Annotated in this window: 22 protein-coding genes and 1 pseudogene; 9 read left to right on the forward strand and 14 right to left on the reverse strand. The window is 38.4% G+C overall.

Annotated elements, in window-relative coordinates:
* The 7 genes and pseudogenes from rplV to rpsJ form a co-directional block, all read right to left on the reverse strand.
* Positions 1-330: pseudogene (gene rplV, locus SJPD1_RS12090) on the reverse strand (50S ribosomal protein L22); the annotation flags it as partial.
* A gap of 7 nt (positions 331-337) precedes the next feature.
* A complete protein-coding gene (gene rpsS, locus SJPD1_RS12095; protein ID WP_025345775.1) occupies positions 338-619 on the reverse strand; it encodes a 30S ribosomal protein S19 in 282 nt (93 codons plus the stop codon).
* Positions 620-1,450 (reverse strand): 50S ribosomal protein L2, encoded by an 831-nt coding sequence (rplB, locus tag SJPD1_RS12100; RefSeq protein WP_087439380.1) that lies wholly within the window; start codon positions 1,448-1,450, stop codon positions 620-622. It abuts the gene before it with no gap.
* A gap of 2 nt (positions 1,451-1,452) precedes the next feature.
* On the reverse strand, positions 1,453-1,734 hold the full coding sequence (locus SJPD1_RS12105; RefSeq protein ID WP_025345777.1) for a 50S ribosomal protein L23: 282 nt from the start codon (positions 1,732-1,734) through the stop codon (positions 1,453-1,455).
* 2 nt (positions 1,735-1,736) lie between these two features.
* Entirely contained in the window at positions 1,737-2,351 is a 615-nt protein-coding gene (gene rplD, locus SJPD1_RS12110) for a 50S ribosomal protein L4 (RefSeq protein WP_087439381.1), read from the reverse strand.
* Positions 2,348-2,926, reverse strand: coding sequence for a 50S ribosomal protein L3 (gene rplC / locus SJPD1_RS12115; protein ID WP_096047369.1), 579 nt, complete (start codon positions 2,924-2,926; stop codon positions 2,348-2,350). Before rplC ends, rplD begins: the two co-directional genes overlap by 4 nt.
* A 9-nt stretch (positions 2,927-2,935) precedes the next feature.
* Positions 2,936-3,247, reverse strand: coding sequence for a 30S ribosomal protein S10 (gene rpsJ, locus SJPD1_RS12120; protein WP_096047370.1), 312 nt, complete (start codon positions 3,245-3,247; stop codon positions 2,936-2,938).
* A gap of 168 nt (positions 3,248-3,415) precedes the next feature.
* Here rpsJ and SJPD1_RS12125 point away from each other — a divergent pair, with 168 nt between their 5' ends.
* A complete protein-coding gene (locus SJPD1_RS12125) occupies positions 3,416-4,489 on the forward strand; it encodes an ATP-binding protein (RefSeq protein WP_096047371.1) in 1,074 nt (357 codons plus the stop codon).
* On the opposite strand, the gene SJPD1_RS12130 is transcribed toward SJPD1_RS12125, so the two are convergent.
* Positions 4,478-5,728, reverse strand: a complete 1,251-nt coding sequence (locus SJPD1_RS12130) for an ATP-binding SpoIIE family protein phosphatase (RefSeq protein ID WP_168171361.1) — start codon at positions 5,726-5,728, stop codon at positions 4,478-4,480. The genes SJPD1_RS12125 and SJPD1_RS12130 overlap by 12 nt on opposite strands.
* Positions 5,729-5,795: 67 nt before the next feature.
* Between SJPD1_RS12130 and SJPD1_RS12135 the strand changes: the two genes are divergently transcribed.
* From SJPD1_RS12135 to feoB, 3 genes are all read left to right on the forward strand, one after another.
* A complete protein-coding gene (locus SJPD1_RS12135; RefSeq protein ID WP_096047373.1) occupies positions 5,796-6,344 on the forward strand; it encodes a ribonuclease HII in 549 nt (182 codons plus the stop codon).
* Between the two features lie 142 nt (positions 6,345-6,486).
* A complete protein-coding gene (locus SJPD1_RS12140; RefSeq protein ID WP_226372200.1) occupies positions 6,487-6,714 on the forward strand; it encodes a FeoA family protein in 228 nt (75 codons plus the stop codon).
* Positions 6,714-8,876, forward strand: a complete 2,163-nt coding sequence (gene feoB / locus SJPD1_RS12145; protein ID WP_096047374.1) for a ferrous iron transport protein B — start codon at positions 6,714-6,716, stop codon at positions 8,874-8,876. Before SJPD1_RS12140 ends, feoB begins: the two co-directional genes overlap by 1 nt.
* A 42-nt stretch (positions 8,877-8,918) precedes the next feature.
* Here the strand turns inward: feoB and aroC are convergent, their stop codons facing one another.
* From aroC to SJPD1_RS12165, 4 genes are read right to left on the reverse strand one after another with little or no spacing between them, the layout of a single operon-like run.
* Entirely contained in the window at positions 8,919-10,001 is a 1,083-nt protein-coding gene (gene aroC / locus SJPD1_RS12150; protein ID WP_096047375.1) for a chorismate synthase, read from the reverse strand.
* On the reverse strand, positions 9,998-10,681 hold the full coding sequence (gene rnc, locus SJPD1_RS12155; RefSeq protein ID WP_096047376.1) for a ribonuclease III: 684 nt from the start codon (positions 10,679-10,681) through the stop codon (positions 9,998-10,000). The genes aroC and rnc overlap by 4 nt, the downstream gene beginning before the upstream one ends.
* Entirely contained in the window at positions 10,681-11,106 is a 426-nt protein-coding gene (gene rnhA, locus SJPD1_RS12160; protein WP_096047377.1) for a ribonuclease HI, read from the reverse strand. The genes rnc and rnhA overlap by 1 nt, the downstream gene beginning before the upstream one ends.
* Positions 11,081-12,127 carry a tetratricopeptide repeat protein gene (locus SJPD1_RS12165; protein ID WP_096047378.1) on the reverse strand — a complete coding sequence of 349 codons (1,047 nt, stop codon included), beginning with the start codon at positions 12,125-12,127 and terminating at the stop codon, positions 11,081-11,083. The genes rnhA and SJPD1_RS12165 overlap by 26 nt, the downstream gene beginning before the upstream one ends.
* A gap of 67 nt (positions 12,128-12,194) precedes the next feature.
* On the opposite strand from SJPD1_RS12165, the gene dnaG reads away from it, so the two are divergent.
* From dnaG to SJPD1_RS12190, 5 genes are all read left to right on the forward strand, one after another.
* On the forward strand, positions 12,195-13,853 hold the full coding sequence (gene dnaG / locus SJPD1_RS12170; protein ID WP_096047379.1) for a DNA primase: 1,659 nt from the start codon (positions 12,195-12,197) through the stop codon (positions 13,851-13,853).
* Positions 13,831-14,814 carry an argininosuccinate synthase domain-containing protein gene (locus SJPD1_RS12175; RefSeq protein ID WP_096047380.1) on the forward strand — a complete coding sequence of 328 codons (984 nt, stop codon included), beginning with the start codon at positions 13,831-13,833 and terminating at the stop codon, positions 14,812-14,814. The genes dnaG and SJPD1_RS12175 overlap by 23 nt, the downstream gene beginning before the upstream one ends.
* A 61-nt stretch (positions 14,815-14,875) precedes the next feature.
* Complete coding sequence (locus tag SJPD1_RS12180) at positions 14,876-15,256, forward strand: response regulator (protein ID WP_226372201.1); 381 nt, start codon at positions 14,876-14,878, stop codon at positions 15,254-15,256.
* Positions 15,257-15,862: a chemotaxis protein CheC gene (locus tag SJPD1_RS12185; protein WP_096047381.1), complete on the forward strand. Its 606-nt coding sequence runs from the start codon at positions 15,257-15,259 to the stop codon at positions 15,860-15,862. It begins immediately after the preceding gene.
* A complete protein-coding gene (locus tag SJPD1_RS12190) occupies positions 15,859-16,863 on the forward strand; it encodes a sensor domain-containing diguanylate cyclase (RefSeq protein ID WP_096047382.1) in 1,005 nt (334 codons plus the stop codon). Before SJPD1_RS12185 ends, SJPD1_RS12190 begins: the two co-directional genes overlap by 4 nt.
* Before the next feature lie 34 nt (positions 16,864-16,897).
* Here the strand turns inward: SJPD1_RS12190 and SJPD1_RS12195 are convergent, their stop codons facing one another.
* Positions 16,898-18,196, reverse strand: coding sequence for a response regulator transcription factor (locus SJPD1_RS12195; protein ID WP_096047383.1), 1,299 nt, complete (start codon positions 18,194-18,196; stop codon positions 16,898-16,900).
* Position 18,197: 1 nt separating this feature from the next.
* Positions 18,198-19,703, reverse strand: coding sequence for a PAS domain-containing sensor histidine kinase (locus SJPD1_RS12200; RefSeq protein WP_168171362.1), 1,506 nt, complete (start codon positions 19,701-19,703; stop codon positions 18,198-18,200).
* Between the last annotated feature and the right edge of the window lie 13 nt (positions 19,704-19,716).

Here is a 19,716-nt window from a genome sequence, read left to right on the forward strand (position 1 = left end):
GTCTTCCTTCTTTGCAGCTTTTGCTACTTCAACAAATACATGAGAAGTTGGTTTTCTAATGCCACTCGCACTACCTCTTGCTCTTGGCAGAAAACGTTTAAGTACCGGACCTGCGTCAACACGGCAAGAAGCGACAATGACTTCTTGTGGTTCAAATCCGCCATTAGAAACAGCAGAAGCGATCACTTTAGAGATGATTTTTGCACCTTTGTTTGGCATAAATTCCAAACTTGCCATAGCAAGCTCAGCATTCATTCCTTGAACTTCACGCGCAATTAACCTTGCTTTTGTAGGAGATAATCTGATAAATTTTAATATTGCTTTACTCATAGTCTACCTACTTACCAATTTTTTTCTGAACAGAGCCTTTATGACCCTTGAACGTACGAGTTGGTGCGAATTCACCCATCTTATAACCGATATGGTTCTCTGTAACATATACTGGAACAAAGTTTCTACCGTTATGGACGTTAAATGTCAAACCGATCATATCAGGAATAATAGTACTTCTACGAGACCATGTCTTAATCGGCTTGTTTGATTTTGTCTCTTTTGCTTCAACCGTTTTTTTCAACAAATGAGCATCAACAAAAGGACCTTTTTTTAGCGATCTAGCCATCTATTTTCCTTTTCTTCTAGAAATAATCAGTTTGTCGCTCGCTTTTTTCTTACGAGTTTTTCTACCTTTAGTTGGTTGTCCCCATGGAGTTACTGGATGACGTCCTGAGTTGGTTTTACCCTCACCACCACCATGTGGGTGATCGACTGGGTTCATTGCAGAACCACGAGTTTGAGGTCTAATACCACGGTGTCTGTTACGACCCGCTTTACCGATAACAACGTTTGCCCAATCTTCATTTCCAACAACACCCACCGTAGCCATACACTCAGCCAAGATTTGTCTCATCTCACCACTTGGAAGTCTTACCATAACATATTGAGTCTCTTTACCCATAAGTTGAGCGTAACCACCAGCACTACGTGCCATTTGTCCGCCTTTACCTGGTTTAAGTTCAAGGTTATGTAAGATAGTACCAACAGGGATACTTTTTAGCTTCATTGCGTTACCTGGTTTAATATCCAGTCCACTTTCAGCTGCTTGAATTTTATCACCTACTTTTAATCCTGATGGTTGAAGAATATAAGCTTTTTCTCCATCAATATAATTAATAAGTGCAATTCTACAATTTCTGTTTGGATCATATTCAATAGCAGCAACTGTACCTTCGATACCAAATTTTCTACGTTTGAAATCAATAATTCTGTAAAGTTTTTTTGCACCAGCTTCTTTATGACGAGAAGTGATTCTACCATTGTTATTTCTACCTGCAGTTGCAGCGATTTTCACGAGAAGTGAAGGAACACTCGCTTTAGCAGTAATGTCACCAGAATCAAGACTTGTTAAAAATCTACGACTTGGTGTATAGGGTTTAAATGATTTTATTGCCATGATTACGCCTCCACATTCTCTAGTTTAGCGCCCTCTGGCAACTGAACATAAAACTTTTTAAAATCATTACGTTTGCCTTCAATGCCTTTAAACTTCTTAACTTTTCCCATAACTCTAAGAGAATTGATTTTTAATGGAGTGAAACCAAAGTATTGTTTTAATACTTCTTTTAAACCATTTTTTGTCATTCTTACTGAAGTTTGGATAACAACTGTACCATTCTCTTGAAGGCTCAAGCTCTTTTCAGTATAAAGGATTGCCTTAATATCAGTAATATCAGCCATTCTTAGCCCTCTTTTGTGATTGTTTCAAGCACTGATTTTTCTATGATTACCGCATAGAACGCAGTTGCTAAATACGCATTAAGCTCATTTGCTTCGACAAGGTAGCAGTTTTGAAGATTTCTAAACGCTAACAATGTTTTCTCATCAACCAATTCTTTAACGATTAATGCGTCTCTTGTGCCAAGTGTTTTAACGATTTTTGATGCGTCTTTGGTTTTACCAGATTCAACGCTCAAAGAATCAACAACAAAAAGTGCGTTATTGACTGCTTTTTCATTCAATGCGAATTCAAGCGCCAATTTTTTCTGCTTTTTGTTGACTTTTAAATCATAATTTTTGTTAGCTTTAGGGCCAAATGCAGCACCACCACCAACCCATACTGGACTTCTTCTACTACCAGCACGTGCACCACCTCGACCTTTTTGAGCCCAAGGTTTTTTACCACCACCGCTTACTTCACCTTTTGTTTTGGTGTTTGCAGTGTTTGAACGAAGTGCAGCTTGGTATGATTTGACATAAAGATATAGGTTATGTGAATGGACTTCTTCAAAACTTGCAGGAAGAGCCAATGCACCAACATTTTCTAATTTTTCATTTAATACGATTGCACTACTCATTTAACAATCCTTACTTTACCTAATGATCCATTTGCACCTGGAACTGAGCCTTTAACAGCCAAGATACCATTTTGTGCGTCAAATGAAACGATCTCATTTTTTACGGTGACTTGAGTGTTACCATAGTGACCAGGCATTTTCTTGCCTTTTTGAACACGACCCGGCCATTCACAGTTACCGATTGAACCAGGAGCTCTGTGAAAACGACTACCATGTCCACCAGGACCACCTTGGAAATTGTGGCGTTTAATAACACCTGCAAAACCTCTACCTTTAGTATTCAAAGACACTTTAAGTGTTTTTGCTTCGCCCAAAGGTGCTGTATCTAAATCGCCCGCTTCTGCATTTGCAACATCAAGTGTCACAAAACGATTGAATGCAGCAGAAAGGTTATACTTTTTTTGCTGACCTGCAATAGCTTTGTTCATTTTTTTGCCACTAACATACGAAACTAAAGCGCGTTTATCAGCATTAACTTCACATACTTTCGCTTCTAAAACTCTGAGTAACGTGACAGGAACGCTTGGTACTGCAATTGTTCGGCTCATGCCGATTTTTTCAATAATATATTCCATCATTACCCCTTATTTACCCATAGCTCTAACTTCAACATTGACTTCTGGAGCGAGGTCAAGTTTCATGAGTGAATCAACTGTATCCGTAGTCGCAGACACGATGTCAATCATACGTGCATGGATTCTCATCTCAAATTGCTCTCTTGAAGTTTTATTTACGTGCGGAGATCTAAGCACTGTATAGCGCTTGACTTTTGTAGGCATAGGAATTGGTCCGACAATTTCGGCTCCAGTTCGTTTAACAGCTTCAACGATAGCTGCAACAGATCTGTCTAAAACTCTATGGTCATACGCCTTGAGTTTAAGTCTAATTTTTTCCATTTGTACCCCTGTAAAGAACTTGCCACCTTGAAGATGACCTAATTAAAGGACTGTGATTTTACAACAATAGATATCAAAAGTCAACAAATATGGGGCTTTTTGTATTAAGAATAGTTATTTTATTTCCTTTTAATAAGGAAAGTTATACACTTTTTTCAAAGGAAAGAGATGCAAACACTTCAATTTTTTTATGAAATGAATTTCAAAAACACACTCTTTTTTGATCGTAAAATTTCTATTACCCATAAAAAAAGCATTCTTTATGGACCACGGAAGAGTGGAAAAAGTCATCTGATTATTGATCATTTAAGTCATTATGAAAAAGGTAGCTACCTTTATATTGATTTTTCCGATGACCGCATTGAGACTCATTTAGTCGCTGAAAATCTAGCCACTTTTGTGCAAAAAAATCGTATCAAACTGCTGGTAATAGAGCATTTTGACTTCTCTTTTGAACTTCCAAACGTCGATGAAATTTTACTGACAACTATCTTTACATGGAAAACACTTAAAGGCTATGATTCTCTCATACTTTTTCCACTCGATTTTGAAGAATTTATCTCTTTTGACAAAAAACACTCTAATATTGAACATCTTTTTAACTTTTATACCAACAATGGAACATTTCCACAAATCGTGCAAAATAGTGAACAAAATTCCCAAAAACAGATGCAAGAGATGCTTCACCTAATTTTAGGAGATACCACAACATTTCTCATCTACAAACGTTTATGTGAAATGCAAGGCTCAAAAATTTCACTTTTCCAGATTTATAATCATCTGAAAGTTTTTACAAAAATCTCCAAAGATAAGCTCTATGCCATAACCTCTGAACTCATCGATCAAAATCTTCTTTTTTTAGTAGAAAAATACAATCAACCAAGTAACACGAAAAAAGTCTATCCTATTGATTTTGCGCTCAAAGATGCCCTGACCTTTAAAAAAGACTTTTTGAAGCGTTTTGAAAATATGGTTTTTTTAGAACTCATCAAGCGCGGTAAAAAAGTCTTTTACGAAGAAGGAATTGACTTTTATCTACCCGATGAATCCTTAGCTATTTTATGCGTAGGCTTTGCGACCACAGAGGCGATTGAGATGAAACTTCAAAAGCTTTTACCCACTTTTTGGGCTTTACATGTAAAGCGTATTGAAGTCGTCACGCTGAGCAGTGAAAGTGCCAAAGACATTGAAGGATTTAGCTTTTCCATCGCCCCTTTTTGGGAATGGGCACTACAACTCTAAAAAAGGTGTAATAAATTTTTGAATCGTAATGGCATTACCTTTTTTATTAAAATAGAAGTGATCTAAAAGTTTTCGAATAATCACAAATCCTCTACCATTAAATTTTTCAGCATTAATGACAATGTTTTTCAACACCATCGTATCAAACCCTTCTCCTTGATCACTAATGGTCGCCTCAAAGAGTTGACGCTTTCCGCTTGGAAGAATTCCATACGTTATTTTGATTTTTTTGTGTTGATGTAGTTTTTCAAGACGTGCCATCTCATCATCAAATAAATTATGCTCTATCAAATAATTTTTATGCGCTTTATCAACGCCAAAGCTCCCGTGTTCTAAAGCATTGAGTAACAGCTCTGAAAGTGTGAGCATAATCTGGCTCAACGTTTTACTGTCCACATCATGCTCTTTTAAATACTGCGAAATGGTTGTTAAAGATTCATCAATGGCTTCGTAGGTGCTTGCAATACGTAATGTTTCAAACTCTTTGGATCGTGCAAGCTTTTGAATATAAACGTAGGTCAAATCGTCATCACCTTTGCCAATACGTGCGCTCACTTTATCGCGAAAGTCTTTGACACAAATCGAATCAATAAAATCCTCCTTCAAGTAGGAAGCATATAACTTACCATCCGAGGTGCTACTCTCACTCAATCCATCACTGTAACAGAGCATTTTAGCAATAGGAATAGAAGGCAGACTCATCGTGCGCACATTCTCGGTAAAAATACTCAGTGGCGGATTATTACTGCGAATTGCTTGAAATTCATTTTCCTCACTTAAAATAAAAAAAGTCGGCATGCCACAGGATGCATACTTGATGATAGATTCTTGTATGTCATACTCGATCAGCACAATACTCATAATTTCTTCATCAAAAAGATTTTTTTGTAAAAACTTCAATGTCTTTTTAATCCAAACATCAAAGACAAAACCCTCTTCATCTTCCAACTCATCAAAAAAATAGTTTAAAAATCGCGTGATCGCCATCGCACTCATCGCCGCGGAGAGTCCTTTACCCATTGCATCGGCGATAAAACCAACCAGCCTTCCGTCATTGGTCTTACGTAAAGAGTAGGTATCTCCGCTGAGTGTGCTGTGTGGTCTATAGGAAATATCCACACGTAAAAGTTCTTTCTTGCCATTTTTAGTAAGATCAATCTGTTGATAATAGAGGTCATTTTTAATGACAAAAAGCTCTTTGTTAAATGCTTTTTCAAGATCTTCTTTTTCGTGTAACATGGATAGACTCCTTTGGGACATTTTAGCAAATCTACACTAAACTTCGTTTACATGTAAAGGAGTTTGAATGTTATGTGGTATTGATGAAGCGGGACGTGGATGTTTAGCTGGTCCTTTGGTTGTAGCAGGAGCCATTTTAAAAGAGCCTGTCGTAGGACTTAACGATTCCAAACAACTCAGCGAAAAACAGCGTGAAGCTTTTTTTGAGATATTACAGAGCAAAGCAGAATTTAAAATCGTCTTTTGCGATAACCTCATGGTTGATACCAAAGGCTTAAGTGCTTGTCTTAGGTACGCCATAAAAACAATCAAAGCGCATTTTGAAGGTCATGATATTTTGATGGATGGTAACTGCAATTTTGGCGTATCTGGCATTACCACCATGATCAAAGCCGATGCCAAAGTACCTGAAGTGAGTGCGGCAAGTATTTTGGCTAAAGTGAGTCGTGACCGCTATATGTATGAAATTGCCTCTACGTATCCTCAGTATGAATTTGAAAAACACAAAGGTTATGGAAGTGCTTTACATGTCGAAAAAATTAAAGCCTTTGGATACTGCGAACTGCACCGTAAATCTTTCAAAATTAAATCACTTCTACAACCAACGCTTTTCTAATCACCTCTTATAAAGTTGATAACAAAAATCAAAATAAAGCAAAGTCAAAGCTTTGTTTCTCTATTATTTCAATAACAATTATCAAAACCTAAAAATACGCTTCTGTATGAAGTAGGTTTTGATAAAACAAAGGAGATAATTTATGATCGATTTATCGCAAATCAACAAAAATCAAAAAGCGCATATTAAAAGCATTCACGCGCAAAACACCCTCAAAAAACGTCTTCTCTCACTCGGACTGGGCATTGGCAAAGAGGTTGAAGTGGTCGAAACAAGCCTTCAAAAAAATACCATTAAAGTTTCACTGGGCTATAGCTCTATTGCTTTGCGTTTTGATGAAGCCAAACTCATCGAAGTAGAGGTCGCCTAATGCAAAAAATAGTCATAGCTCTCGTAGGACAACCCAATGTGGGCAAAAGCCATCTTGCCAACGCGATGAGTGGATCAAACCTCAAAATCGGTAACTTTGCAGGCGTTACAGTAGAAAAAGCGACCGCTCGTTTAAAAACAGAAGATTTCGCGATTGAGTTTATTGATCTTCCCGGTCTTTATTCTCTTGAAGATTTTTCGGCTGATGAGAAAGTCACCAAAGATTTTTTACAAAAAGGTGAATACGATCTCATATTAAATGTTGTCGATTCTACCAACTTGGAACGCAATTTAATGCTGACAACCGAGTTGATGGAGCTTCAAAGAAAGATGGTCATTGCTTTAAATATGGACGATGAAGCCATTAAAGAAGGCATTGACATTGATGCGGAGACTATGAGCAAAATTCTCTCTGTTCCTTGCGTGCGTGTCTCTTCAAAAATTAAAACGAACATTGATATATTGATTGATCAGATTTTACATGTCACTAAAAATGCGTTCATTGCACCCAAATTGGTTTACAGCGATGAAGTCGAAGAGCAACTTCAAACGATCGTGCGTTTTTTAGAAGATAAACATTTTGCAACACCTCATTTTAGCAACCGTCAAATTGCAGTGGGACTTCTATGGCAAAAAAGAGAAATTTATGCGCTAATGCATGAACAACCTCTGTATGTTGAGTTGCACCCTCTTCTCAATAATGCCCTTGGACATGTTTACATGTACGCTCAAAGTGAAGATATCGAAGAGATCATCAACCGTCAACATGGTGCGTTTAGTGCAGGGCTGAGTGCCGAAGTGCTTCATGTCACCAAAGTAATACGCAAAAATCTCACACAGACGATTGATGCGATTTTAATTCATAAACTTTTAGGGCTTCCAATCTTCATTTTCTTAATGTGGGGACTCTTTCAGCTCACCTTCACGCTAGGGCGAATTCCGATGGACTGGATTGAAGCGAGTTTTGGCTGGCTGGCAGAGACCGTCGGAAGTACCATCAGTAATGAAGCAATGAAATCATTGATTGCCGATGGTATCATCGCGGGTGTGGGCAGCGTTGTTATGTTTTTACCGAACATTATGATTTTGTTTTTAGGCATTGCATTGCTTGAAACGACAGGGTATATGTCTAGAGCCGCTTTCTTGCTCGATGGCTTCTTCCATAAGTTTGGACTTCACGGCAAAAGCTTTGTACCGCTCGTCACAGGTTTTGGATGTTCCGTTCCCGCTTACATGGCTGCACGTACGTTGAAAAATAAAAAAGACCGTCTGCTGACGATGTTTATCATCGGTTTTATGAGTTGTGGCGCACGTCTTCCGGTCTATGTACTTTTTGCTGGCGCTTTTTTTGAAGAAACAATGGCAGGAAATGTTCTCTTTGGGATTTACATCACTGGAGCACTCTTGGGGCTTATTGCCGCTAAAATCCTTCGTGTGAGTGCGTTTAAAGGTGAAGATGAACCTTTCGTTATGGAGATGCCAAAGTATCGTTTACCAAGTTTAAAGCTTTTATGGTTTGTGGTCTATTCAAAATCCCTGATGTATATCAAAAAAGCGGGTACGTTTATTTTGATGGCTTCCATGCTCATCTGGTTTATCAGTTCATACCCTAAGAACAGCCTGATTGAAGAAGAATACGCTACTAAAATCGAGGCGTTACAGCCAAGTGCTCCTGAAGTTGAAGAGGCTACAAAAACCGTTGAGGAAGATAAAAGCGCTTCTTTGGAAGAGGCCACAAAAGCGTTAGAAAATGAAAAACGTGAGAAATTGATGGCGCAAACCTACCTTGGCATGATCGGTAAGACGATTGAGCCCGCTTTTGCACCACTGGGCTTTGACTGGAAAATGAGTGTAGCGACATTCAGTGGACTAGCCGCTAAGGAGGTTATTGTTTCAACGCTCGGCGTTCTTTACTCTTTGGGTGATGGCGTCAAAGAAGACGATGGTTCACTTCGTGCGATCATTACCGCCAATATCAGTTTTCAATCGGCAATGGCATTTATCGTCTTTGTCATGGTGTACTTACCATGCCTTGCAGCAACCGCAGTCTTTGCGAAAGAAGCAGAAGAGGCACGCTATACCGTTTATCTCGTCATCTTTACCTTTGCGACAGCGTGGGTATTGGCCTTCTTGACCTATCAAGGATTGATGCTCCTTGCATAAGTGACACGAGGTGGCTACTAAAGTTAGAAGCCACCTCGTTATTTATCGATTATAAACGTGTTTGAGATGTTCTATTTTGGACCCAAGGTTTAAAAGGAGCAGATCGGCAATCACCAAAGCTGCCATTGACTCAGCAACCACACTTCCTCGCACTGCGATGCACGGATCATGTCTTCCTTTGAGATTACATGTAAGCGCATTCCCATCTTTATCGATTGTCTCTTGCGCAATAAAAATAGACGGTGTCGGCTTGAAATAGACTTTACATGTAATGGTATCACCATTGCTCATGCCTCCTAAAATTCCACCGCTATGATTGGTTACAAAACCCTCTTTGGTAATTGCATCATTATTTTCTGAACCTTTAAGCAAAGAGGCATGAAAACCCTCACCAATTTCGACCCCTTTCACGCCATTAATCCCCATCATCGCTTCGGCTAAAAGAGCGTCAAGTTTATAATAAATCGGCTCGCCCAACCCTACAGGTGCGCCAATCACTTGAACCAGTGCCACACCACCCACGGAATCATGCGCATTTTTAGCCTCTAAAATTTTTGCTTTTTGTGCCTCTTCAACACTAGCATCAAGGGCATAAATCTCACTCTTTGCCACACGCTCAAAATCATAGCTTTTTGCTTCAATGCCACCAATGGCGCAAATACCACTTTGAACCTTTACATGTAAAGTATTTAAAAGCAGTTTTGCAATCGCTCCAGCCGCTACTCGCGCCGCCGTTTCGCGTGCACTACTGCGCCCTCCTCCTCGGTAATCTCGAATGCCATATTTGGCAAAATAGGTAAAATCTGCATGCCCCGGGCGAAAAAGGTCTTTCACACTCTCATAATCACCACTTTTTTGGTTTTCATTGAAAATAACCATCGCAATGGGAGTTCCTGTGCTTTTGCCTTCAAATACACCACTTAAAATTTCGATGGTATCGCCCTCTTTTCGAGCGGTAGCAAATTTATTTTGACCGGGTTTGCGACGATCTAGCTCACTTTGGATAAAGCTCTCATCGATTCTCAAGCCTGCGGGTACGCCATCGACCACACAACCGATTGCCTTTCCATGCGACTCGCCAAAGGTTGTGAAACTAAATTTTTTGCCAAAGGTGTTGCTACTCATCGGATCTCTTTTTTCAAAATTTCTAATGCCAACATCGCCGCTTTTTGTTGCGCCTCTTTTTTACTTTTACCACTGGCAATCGAGAGGTCACGACCACGGACGGAAACTGCTATCTCAAACTCTTTTTTATGATCGGGTCCAAAAGAGCGCACCAAGCGGTACTCCGGTGTCATCCCAAAATGGGCTTGTGTGAGCTCTTGTAAAGTGGTTTTATGGTCTCTGAAGATCGCATCCATATCGATTTTAGGGTACGCCTCTTCCAAAAGGGCAATCGCTAAATTTTTGGCTTTTTCAAGTCCAGCTTCAAGATAAAGCGCGCCAAGGATGGCTTCAAACGCATTGGAGAGTAAAGAGGGTTTTTCACGTCCATTGTTGTTCTCTTCCGCTAAAGAGATGTAGATGTATTCACCTAAATGCAAGAGACGTGCAAGCTTTTCAAAGCTTTTTTCATTCACCAGTGAAGCGCGAAGTTTGGAGAGTTCACCTTCCGCAACCTGTGTAAACTCATGGTACAGATACTCCCCGACGATGAGATCAAGCACCGCATCGCCTAAAAACTCCAAACGCTCATTATTGTAAGGTTGTTTAGAACTTTTGTGCGTAAGTGCCTCGATTATCAGGTCTTGATCTTTAAACTGATAACCCAAACGCTTCTGTAACGCCTCTAATTTTTTTTGCATTATCTTTCCTTTATTTTCATTGCTTCTTCTTTAGCGATTCGGTCGCACATCTCGTTCTCGGCATGTCCATCATGTCCTCTCACCCAAATACCATGTACTTTATGGTTTTGGGAGACTTCCACATAACGTTGCCACATTTCTGGGTTCTTCACCTTAGCAAACGCTTTACGCTTCCACCCATCAAGCCATTCATTAATGCCTTTAATGACATAACTTGAATCGCTAATAAGCGTAACATCGCACGGTTCTTTAAGCGCAGCCAAGCCTTCAATGACGGCAAGCAGTTCCATCTGGTTATTGGTAGCATTTGCCATTCCACCACTGATAACGCGCTCGTTACTACCAAAACGTAAAATGGCACAATAGCCCCCAGCCCCAGGATTTCCTAAGGAAGAGCCATCACAGAAAAGAGATATTTTCTTCATCGTCTGCTTTGGTCAGTCTCGTGTGAATGGTTACGGTATTGATGCTTTGGCAATGAGGGCACCTGTAAAAATGAATCGGAAAAACTTGCTTGCATTCAGCACAAAGGTATTCAAAACCAAGACTCGCTTTAGTATAGCCAATGCTTTGAAGTTTTCCCAAAATATCAATCGCAAAGGGGGCTTCACTCTCTAGTGCTTCATAAGGGCGAAGTCCCCGCGCCATCGCAATTTGCTGCACTAAGGAATCTTTACATGTAAGGATGTCATACACCATCGGGTCAACGTACCATAAAAGATCAATCATCTCAGAAGAAGAGAGTGTTTCAAAAAAAGAAGACTCGATTTTAATGCCATTTTCTTGCAAGTATTCAAACACTTTTCGCTTTAAGAAAGGTGCTGTTTTAGAAAGTTCTAACAACTTTTCAACTTTCTGATTTTCTTTAAGACGACTCTCTTTAATCGTTTCAAGGGCTTTTAAATATGTTCGTTGTACATTTACTTTTGCCCCCAACTCTTCAAGTGAGTCTAGTACCTCTTCGGCTTTAACATACTCTTGGAGCTGTTCATAGGCTACGGTTAAGTATTTGAGAGATTCAGCATTTCGAGGATGCAAACGCAATGACTCCAAAAAGACCTCAGAACTTCGTCGCAAAAAGCCTGCTTTAAAATAAGTCTTTCCGAGGGTTGAAAGTAGGTATTGCTTTTCGTCTTTGCCTTTAACGCGCTTAAGGGTAACAAGATAGATATTAATCGCTTTTTCATAATCGCCACTTTTGGCATAAGCATGTGCCAGTAAAGCCAAAGATTCTAAAGGAATAGAAGCGTCTTCTAAAAGCTTTTTATATTCGTTTTCATCGGTAACAATTTCAAATTTTTTAACAAATTTATCGATGCTCTGCTTCTCTTCTTTGTTCTTAAAAACACCCCACCAATAGTTGGAAAAAGAGATGACAAAGACAATCGCAAACAAGATAATGACACCAAAAAGCGGATCACGATACGCTATAAAAAAATTATCCAAGACGTAAACCTTCGCATGTGAAGTTTGAAACAGAATTCTATTATACCAAACTTGCTATAATTTAACCATGATAGATAAAACATCCATAGAGAATCTCAAACAACGTCTTGATATTGTCGACGTCGTAGGCTCCTACTTAGAGCTGAAAAAAAATGGCGCTAACTATAAGTGTGTCTGCCCTTTTCACAACGACACCAGTCCTAGTCTTGTCGTGAGTCCTTCAAAGCAAATTTACCACTGTTTTGCCTGTGGCGCAGGTGGAGATAGTATCAAATTTGTGATGGAATACGAAAAGCTTTCTTACCCTGAAACCATCGAAAAACTCGCCAATATGGTTAATTTTTCACTCTCCTATACCACAACAGATGGAATCAAAAAAGAAGATCGCAAACTGATGGAAACCTTGAATCTCTTCTACATCAAACAGCTTGATAAGACTCCTTTTGCCAAAGAGTATCTCATCAAACGAGGCATTTCCGAGGCCTCTGTTGAAAAATTTGAAATCGGCTATGCACCTGCTTCCTTCGCCACGCTGGATTTTCTAAGCTCCCGTGGCTACGCGATGAGTGAAAGTATGGAATACGGTGTGGCAGGCATTGGTGAAAATAATCAACCTTATGCTCGTTTTATTGAACGCGTCACCTTTCCCATCTATTCACCTAGTAACAGGCTTGTTGGCTTTGGCGGACGCACCCTTTCTAATCATCCCGCAAAGTATGTAAACTCACCCCAAACCAAACACTTTAATAAATCACAACTGCTGTATGGCTATCAACTCGCCAAAGAGGCTATTTACAAACAAAAAACCATCATCATCACCGAAGGCTATTTGGACGTTATTATGCTGCATCAAGCTGGATTTACACATGCCGTGGCAACGCTTGGTACTGCCCTTACCAACGAGCATATTCCACTCATCACGAGGGGTGATCCTGAAGTAATCGTCGCGTATGATGGTGATGATGCAGGGATTAATGCGGCACTCAAAGCCTCTTTTTTACTGAGTGCTCATGGTATCAAAGGTGGCGTGGTACTCTTTGGCAATGGTATGGACCCTGCTGACATGGTACAAAATGGTCTGATGGATGCCCTGAACCATCTTTTCCGCACCCCTCAGCCCTTCATTGAGTTTGCATTAGAACGTATGGTGAAAAAATACAACCTCAAAGACCCTTTAGCCAAACAACAAGCACTCACCGAAGCAATGAGCTATCTTAAAACACTTCCACAAGCCGTTCAGGAGAGCTATACAGGGATGCTTTCTGAGAAATTGGGGCTTCATCACAATTTGGTGAAAATCCAAAGTCACAAACCCCAAAGACTTGATAAAAAAGAGCGTGCCTTTGAAGATATGCTAGAGCTGACCATCATCAAAACCATTTTGAGTGAGCCAAGTCTGATTGACACGGTACTCGATACCATCGATAGTTCTATGTTCAAAACCCATCATGAAGAGTTCTCTTTACTTTTAGAAAATCAATTTGAACATCCAAAGCTGAGACGTATCATGTTGTGGGAAGATATTAAGGTGTACGATGAAAAATCACTCATCGCTTCCATGGTCGCATTTTTGTATCACTACTACAACGAAAAATTCCAAGAAATCAGAATGGCAAAAGAGCTGAGCTACGATAAAAAACAGTTTTTGATCCGCAAAATTCAAGAAAAAATGATGAAATTAAAACAAGGTGAATTGGTTCCGTATGAAAGCATTAGTACTCTATAGTGGCGGGCTTGATAGCATGCTCGCAATGAAACTTTTAACAAATCAGGGCATTGAAGTGATTGCGCTGCATATCAACATTGGTTTTGGTGTCAAAGAAGACAACTACGATACCCTTAAAAGACGCGCAGCGATTGCAGGAGCGACGCTGGAAGTCATTGATGTTCGCGATGAATACCTTCAAAAAATTCTCTTTAGTCCCAAATATGGCTACGGCAAACAATTCAACCCGTGCATTGACTGCCATGGGTTCATGTTTACAGTTGCCAAGGCACTCCTGCCTCGTTACGGGGCTTCGTTTATTGCCACAGGCGAAGTTATTGGACAACGCCCTATGAGCCAAAATAAAGATGCTCTGAGGTTGGTCAAAAAAATCGCTAATGACATTGATGAAGATTTGATTCTTCGTCCACTCTGTGCCCTCGTGATGGAAGAGACAAAGCCGGAACGTGAAGGGTGGGTCGATCGCAGTAAACTTTTAGGCTTTAATGGCAGAGGAAGAAATGCTCAACTTTCCCTTGCCAAAGAGTGGGGCTGGGAAGACTACCCTACACCTGCAGGGGGCTGTTTACTGACCGATGTTCAATTTAGTATCCGCTTACGTGATTGTGTAACGCACGAAACGTTTGACAAAGAAGACATCGAAGTGCTTAAAAATGGCAGACATTTTAGATTGCCAGATGGCTCAAAACTCGTTGTGGGGCGTAACGAAAAAGAGAATGATATTATTGATAGTCTCCATAACCCTAAATTTAATCTTTTACATGTAAAAGAAGAGATGAATGCCCCTTCTTCCTTACTCTCAAAAAACGCTTCCAGTGCGGATGAAGCTCTAGCATGTCGTATTGTTTTAACTTTTACCAAAGCATTTCACGATCAAAATTATGCGCTTTGCATTGGCCAAAAACTTTTTCAATCATCACCGTTTAAAACAAAAGAAGATACCAAAAAATATCTTATATAGTTTTTTAAAGATAATTTTTGTACTATATTGCCTTATAGAATTACAATATGAGGATTATGAGATGGGCTTATCAAACAAAATGATTTTTTTAGTCGTGGACGATTCAAAAATATCACGGAAATGGCTCATCGAGATGATTCCGAAGAAAATTGTAGAAAGTGCTGAAATTATCGAAGGATGTAATGGAGAAGAGGCCATTGAGCTGTATAAGCAGCACCAACCCGATATTGTTTTTTTAGATATTACAATGCCGGGAATAGATGGTTTTGAAGCGTTACAACATATCAAGGAGATCAACGCCGATGCACTTGTGGTCATGGTCTCAGCAGATCGCCAAAAAAGTACCAAAGAAAGAATTTTGAACTTAGGTGCTTCCGCCATTATTTCTAAACCGATTGATGAAGAAGAATTTCGCACAACATTACTAAAGTTGGTATTTTAAATGACAAAATCGTCCTTTAATCCGCAACAAGAAGATATTTTAAAAGAACTCATCAACGTCTCTTTTGGACTTTCTGCCTCTTTGATTGGTGACATGTTGGATAACCGTGCTAAACTTCATATCCCTGAAATTTCTAGCATTGACATCCAATACTTAGATGATAAAATCATTGAAGTCTTGGACAATGACTCTGAATTTTATCTCACAAAACAGCGCTTTTTAGGCTCTTTTAATGGTGAAGTTCTCTTTGTTTTCAATAACTATTCAGCCAAAGTATTTTGTAGCCTTTTACTCAAACAAGAGATCAGTGATGAAAACGATATTAAATCATCTATTATGGAACTTACTAACATTATTACATCTGCGTGCATTGGTAAATTCTGTGAAATTATTCATGGTGAAACCATCTTTAAAGTTCCATCCATTGAAAAACGCGACATCTCAGAAATGGACAAGTATGACAAGATCGAGGGGTATGACAATGTTATTGTTATCAAAACAGCCTTGGATATTGAAAAAGAAAATATCTTAGGGCATATGTTTATCCTTCTTAACAACGAAATGTTAGAGCAACTAAAATGCACCATAGATAAGCTAGAACAATGATAAACTGCGAAAAAATAATTGACTCTATCAATGTGGGTATCTTGACGGTTGATACAGATCTCAACATCTACTACATTAATAAGTGGTTTGCCGTTCACAATAATGTTGAAGCTGAGCATATTATAGGAAAAAATCTACTCTCGTTATTTGAATTAACTTCAGAGCGATTAAAATCGCTCAAACGTCACATCAAAGCGGCTTTGACACTGAACAGCCCCTCTTTTTTTACAGCAGATTCCAATGACTACCTTTTCCCCGTGAAAAACTCTATGACAACAAAATCTATTTTTGAGTTTATGCAACAAGATGTTACCATCCTGCCCTACAACCTTGAAACAAAGCAAGTAACGATCCTAATTTATGATCAAACGGGATTAATGGAAGAAAAATCACGCTGCCATAAAGAAAGTGAAGAATTGGCGAAAGCGGTAAAAATTGCCAATGCAACCATTCGAAAACTCGAAACCGCAAAAAGTAAACTTATTAAGCAAAAAGATATCATTTATAAACAAGCGCATTATGACCACTTAACCTCTTTGGCGAATCGTACACTGCTCAATCAAAGACTTCAACTTTTGGTGGAAAACAATCAATACAGTGGCAAAAAATTCGGAGTACTCTTCTTGGATCTGGATAATTTTAAAGAGATTAATGACTCAATGGGCCATGATGTTGGCGATATGATCCTCATTCATGTGGCAAAAACACTCCTCCTCACTACACGTAAATCAGATACGGTTGCACGTTTTGGAGGGGATGAATTTATTATTCTTATTGATGAAATAGAAGAAATTAAAGCATTAGAACATATTGCTCAAAAACTGATTGATGCAATCCAGCAACCTATTAGAATACATCATTTAGATATTCATATTACCATGAGCATAGGCATTAGTCTCTTCCCAGACTCAGGAAAAGACTTTAATCAACTGATTAAAAATGCTGACCTAGCACTCTATCTGGCTAAAGAATCAGGAAGAAATAACTTTAAAATATTTTAATATAGATAAATTGAGCTTGTTAAATTTAAAGTTATTAAAAAAATTCTATTTCATCATCTCCACTTATATCTGCACTTTTCTCTTCAAAAATAGCTTCGATCTGGATACACGAAGAGAGCAATGACGCATCAAGATAGTGGATATCGCGAGCAACTCTAGTAATAAAAACATTTTCTCTCCACGAGGAAAGATCATGCAAAAGGTTGAGAAGCATTGAAGATAGTTTTTTAACTTTTGTCTTTTCAAATTGATCTTCTGTCAAAGTTGCTAGAAAATTGATGAGCGTTTGCACTGAAAAACCTAGATGAACAAAATCAACTAACTCGGCTAAAAGATCTGCATACTCTTGAAAATTCTCACAAATAATCGTAGCGGTTCGCTTATTAGGATCACGCTCAAAATCTAAAATAGCTTTATCTATCTCATCATTAATGATTTCAAGTCCATCAATTTTACCCATAAAAGAGATAACATTGTTGTCAATATATTCTGTAGCAGACAACACATTATCATGCGTTTTTTCCAATACTTTTTTTGCCTCATCACTGATTTCGATGGTCGCTTTTTGAACTTTAAGAGGAGTCTTCTTTTCCATGTCAAGTTGAAAGGAGAGCATCTCTTTCGTTAAAATATATTTAGCATGAGCAAAATGTTTGAGTAAAATATTTTTAATAATGCTATTTTTGATAGCGCCTTTGTGTAGTAACATCATATAGACTTTCTCAGGGCTTTCTTCCATGACAATGGTAAAAGACTGCTCATTTTTGAGCAACCACAATCCAAAACCATAGATTAATCGCACACAATCACTCAAATCTAGAATATTCTTTTCACCATTGAGCCAATAGTCCCAAAATTCCCCCAAAGATTCTTCTTTTTCAATCCTAAAAGTCGTATTCCGACTATAAACCTTGGTATTGAAAGGATTTAAGACATTGGAAGCTGTTTTTGTTTCTTTATTCCGATGGCGAATAATACGAATATAGTGCTTTATACGAGTGCAAAAAAGCTCGGCATCAATTGGTTTAGTCAGATAATCCTCTGCGCCTAAAGAGAGCATTTTATTTTTGGATGCCTGATCGTCAAGCGCACTCAAGGCAATAATCATACATTTTTTTTGTACTTGTCTAATAAGTTTTGTAGCCTCAAAACCATCCATATTAGGCATCATGATATCCATAAAAATAAGATCAAAGTTTTGTTTAACACACATCTCTACAGCAATTTGCCCATCTTCCGCTTCATATACTTCAACATTCTCTACCTCCTCAAGTAAAAGATTGAGAGTCAGTCTGTTGTTATCATTATCATCAACAATAAGCACTTTGAGCATATTAGTCCTTTAGTTTTTTCGTTACAATAAATTTAGCGCCACCCAAAGAAAGGGAATCTTCAATAATACAGCTAAAACCTAAATCTGCACAGAGTAATTTTACAAAATGGAGCCCTATCCCCGTACCTTTTTTTTCCATATTGGTAATGCCACCCCAATTTTGTTCATAAAGTTCAAAAACACCCTCTTTATCAAGAATACCTTTGCCATCATCTTCCACGATAATTTCTACTTTTTCCTTATCACATAATAAAAAAACTTCAACTAAAGAAGAGCCATATTTGATTGCATTGGAAAGAACATTAGCGATGATTTGTTTAAACCTAAACTCATCACTACTAATAAAGGATTCACTGCCATCATCTTGAAAAATGATCTCTTTTTTATTTTCCATCGCCAATGCTTCATGTTTATCAATCACATCTTGGATACTCTCTTTGAGATTAAAAAGTGTATATGTATAATTTATTTTATGGTTTCGTAGTTTACTTAAATCTAAAATATGGGTAACATTGTCTAGCATCATAGAGGCACTTTTATAAATTTGTCCCAAGAGATGCATTCGCTTTTCTTTTGGAATCTCTTCAATGCGATGCATATTTTTATACAAATACTGCGAAAAATTAATGATGGCATTGAGTGGTGTTTTAAGCTCATGGGTAAATAAAATTAAAAAAGAATCTTTTGCTTCAGCAAGTTTTGTCTGCTCATGAACTTTAATTTCTCTTGCCTGAATAGCACGACGTTCTTCTAACATTTGCGTAATATCACGTCTGATGGCAATATACTCTTCTATATTTCCATTACTCCTATTTCTATAGGGGATAATAATCGTATCGGCCCAGAAATCACTTCCGTCTTTATTAATATTTAAAACCCTCTCTCTCCAAACATGCCCCTGTTTGATCGTATCCCACATTGCGGTATATATTTCAAGCGCATTAGAGGGATGCCTCATGAAACGATGGGTTTTACCAAGAACCTCTGCTTGCTTGTAGCCTGTCACCTTCGTAAAATTATCGTTAACATAAGTGATATTGCCATGAGAATCAGTTTGGGAAACAATAGAAGCGTCTATAAGAGAGTCAAAATACTGTATCCCTTTAGAAAGGACTTTTTTTCGAGCAATGACTTCTAGCCCATTTCTTAAATACTCAAAAGCGTATTTTTTTTGTGTTTCAATACAAAAATTTTTCCCAGGAGCAAGCGTTCGAACCACTCCAAAACATTCATCATTACGTAAATCCAAAAAGAAAACCATCTCTATGTTAGGATAGAGTAGCTTTATTTCCTTTAATGTTTCAAGGTAACCTTTATCTTCGCAAGAAACTGTTCCAAAAATAAAATCAATATTATTTTGAGTGCATATGTTTAAAATCTCTTCCATAGATTGTGCCACATATAAAAAGTGAGGAAGTTTTTTTGTATTGCGTATCAAAATTTCATCATATGCCATCTCGCCTATAAAAAGTATTGATACCTTATTTTCATTAGAAAAAAAATCCATCACCATCTTTGTT

It is taken from the genome of Sulfurospirillum diekertiae (genome assembly GCF_002309535.1).
GTDB lineage: Bacteria > Campylobacterota > Campylobacteria > Campylobacterales > Sulfurospirillaceae > Sulfurospirillum > Sulfurospirillum diekertiae.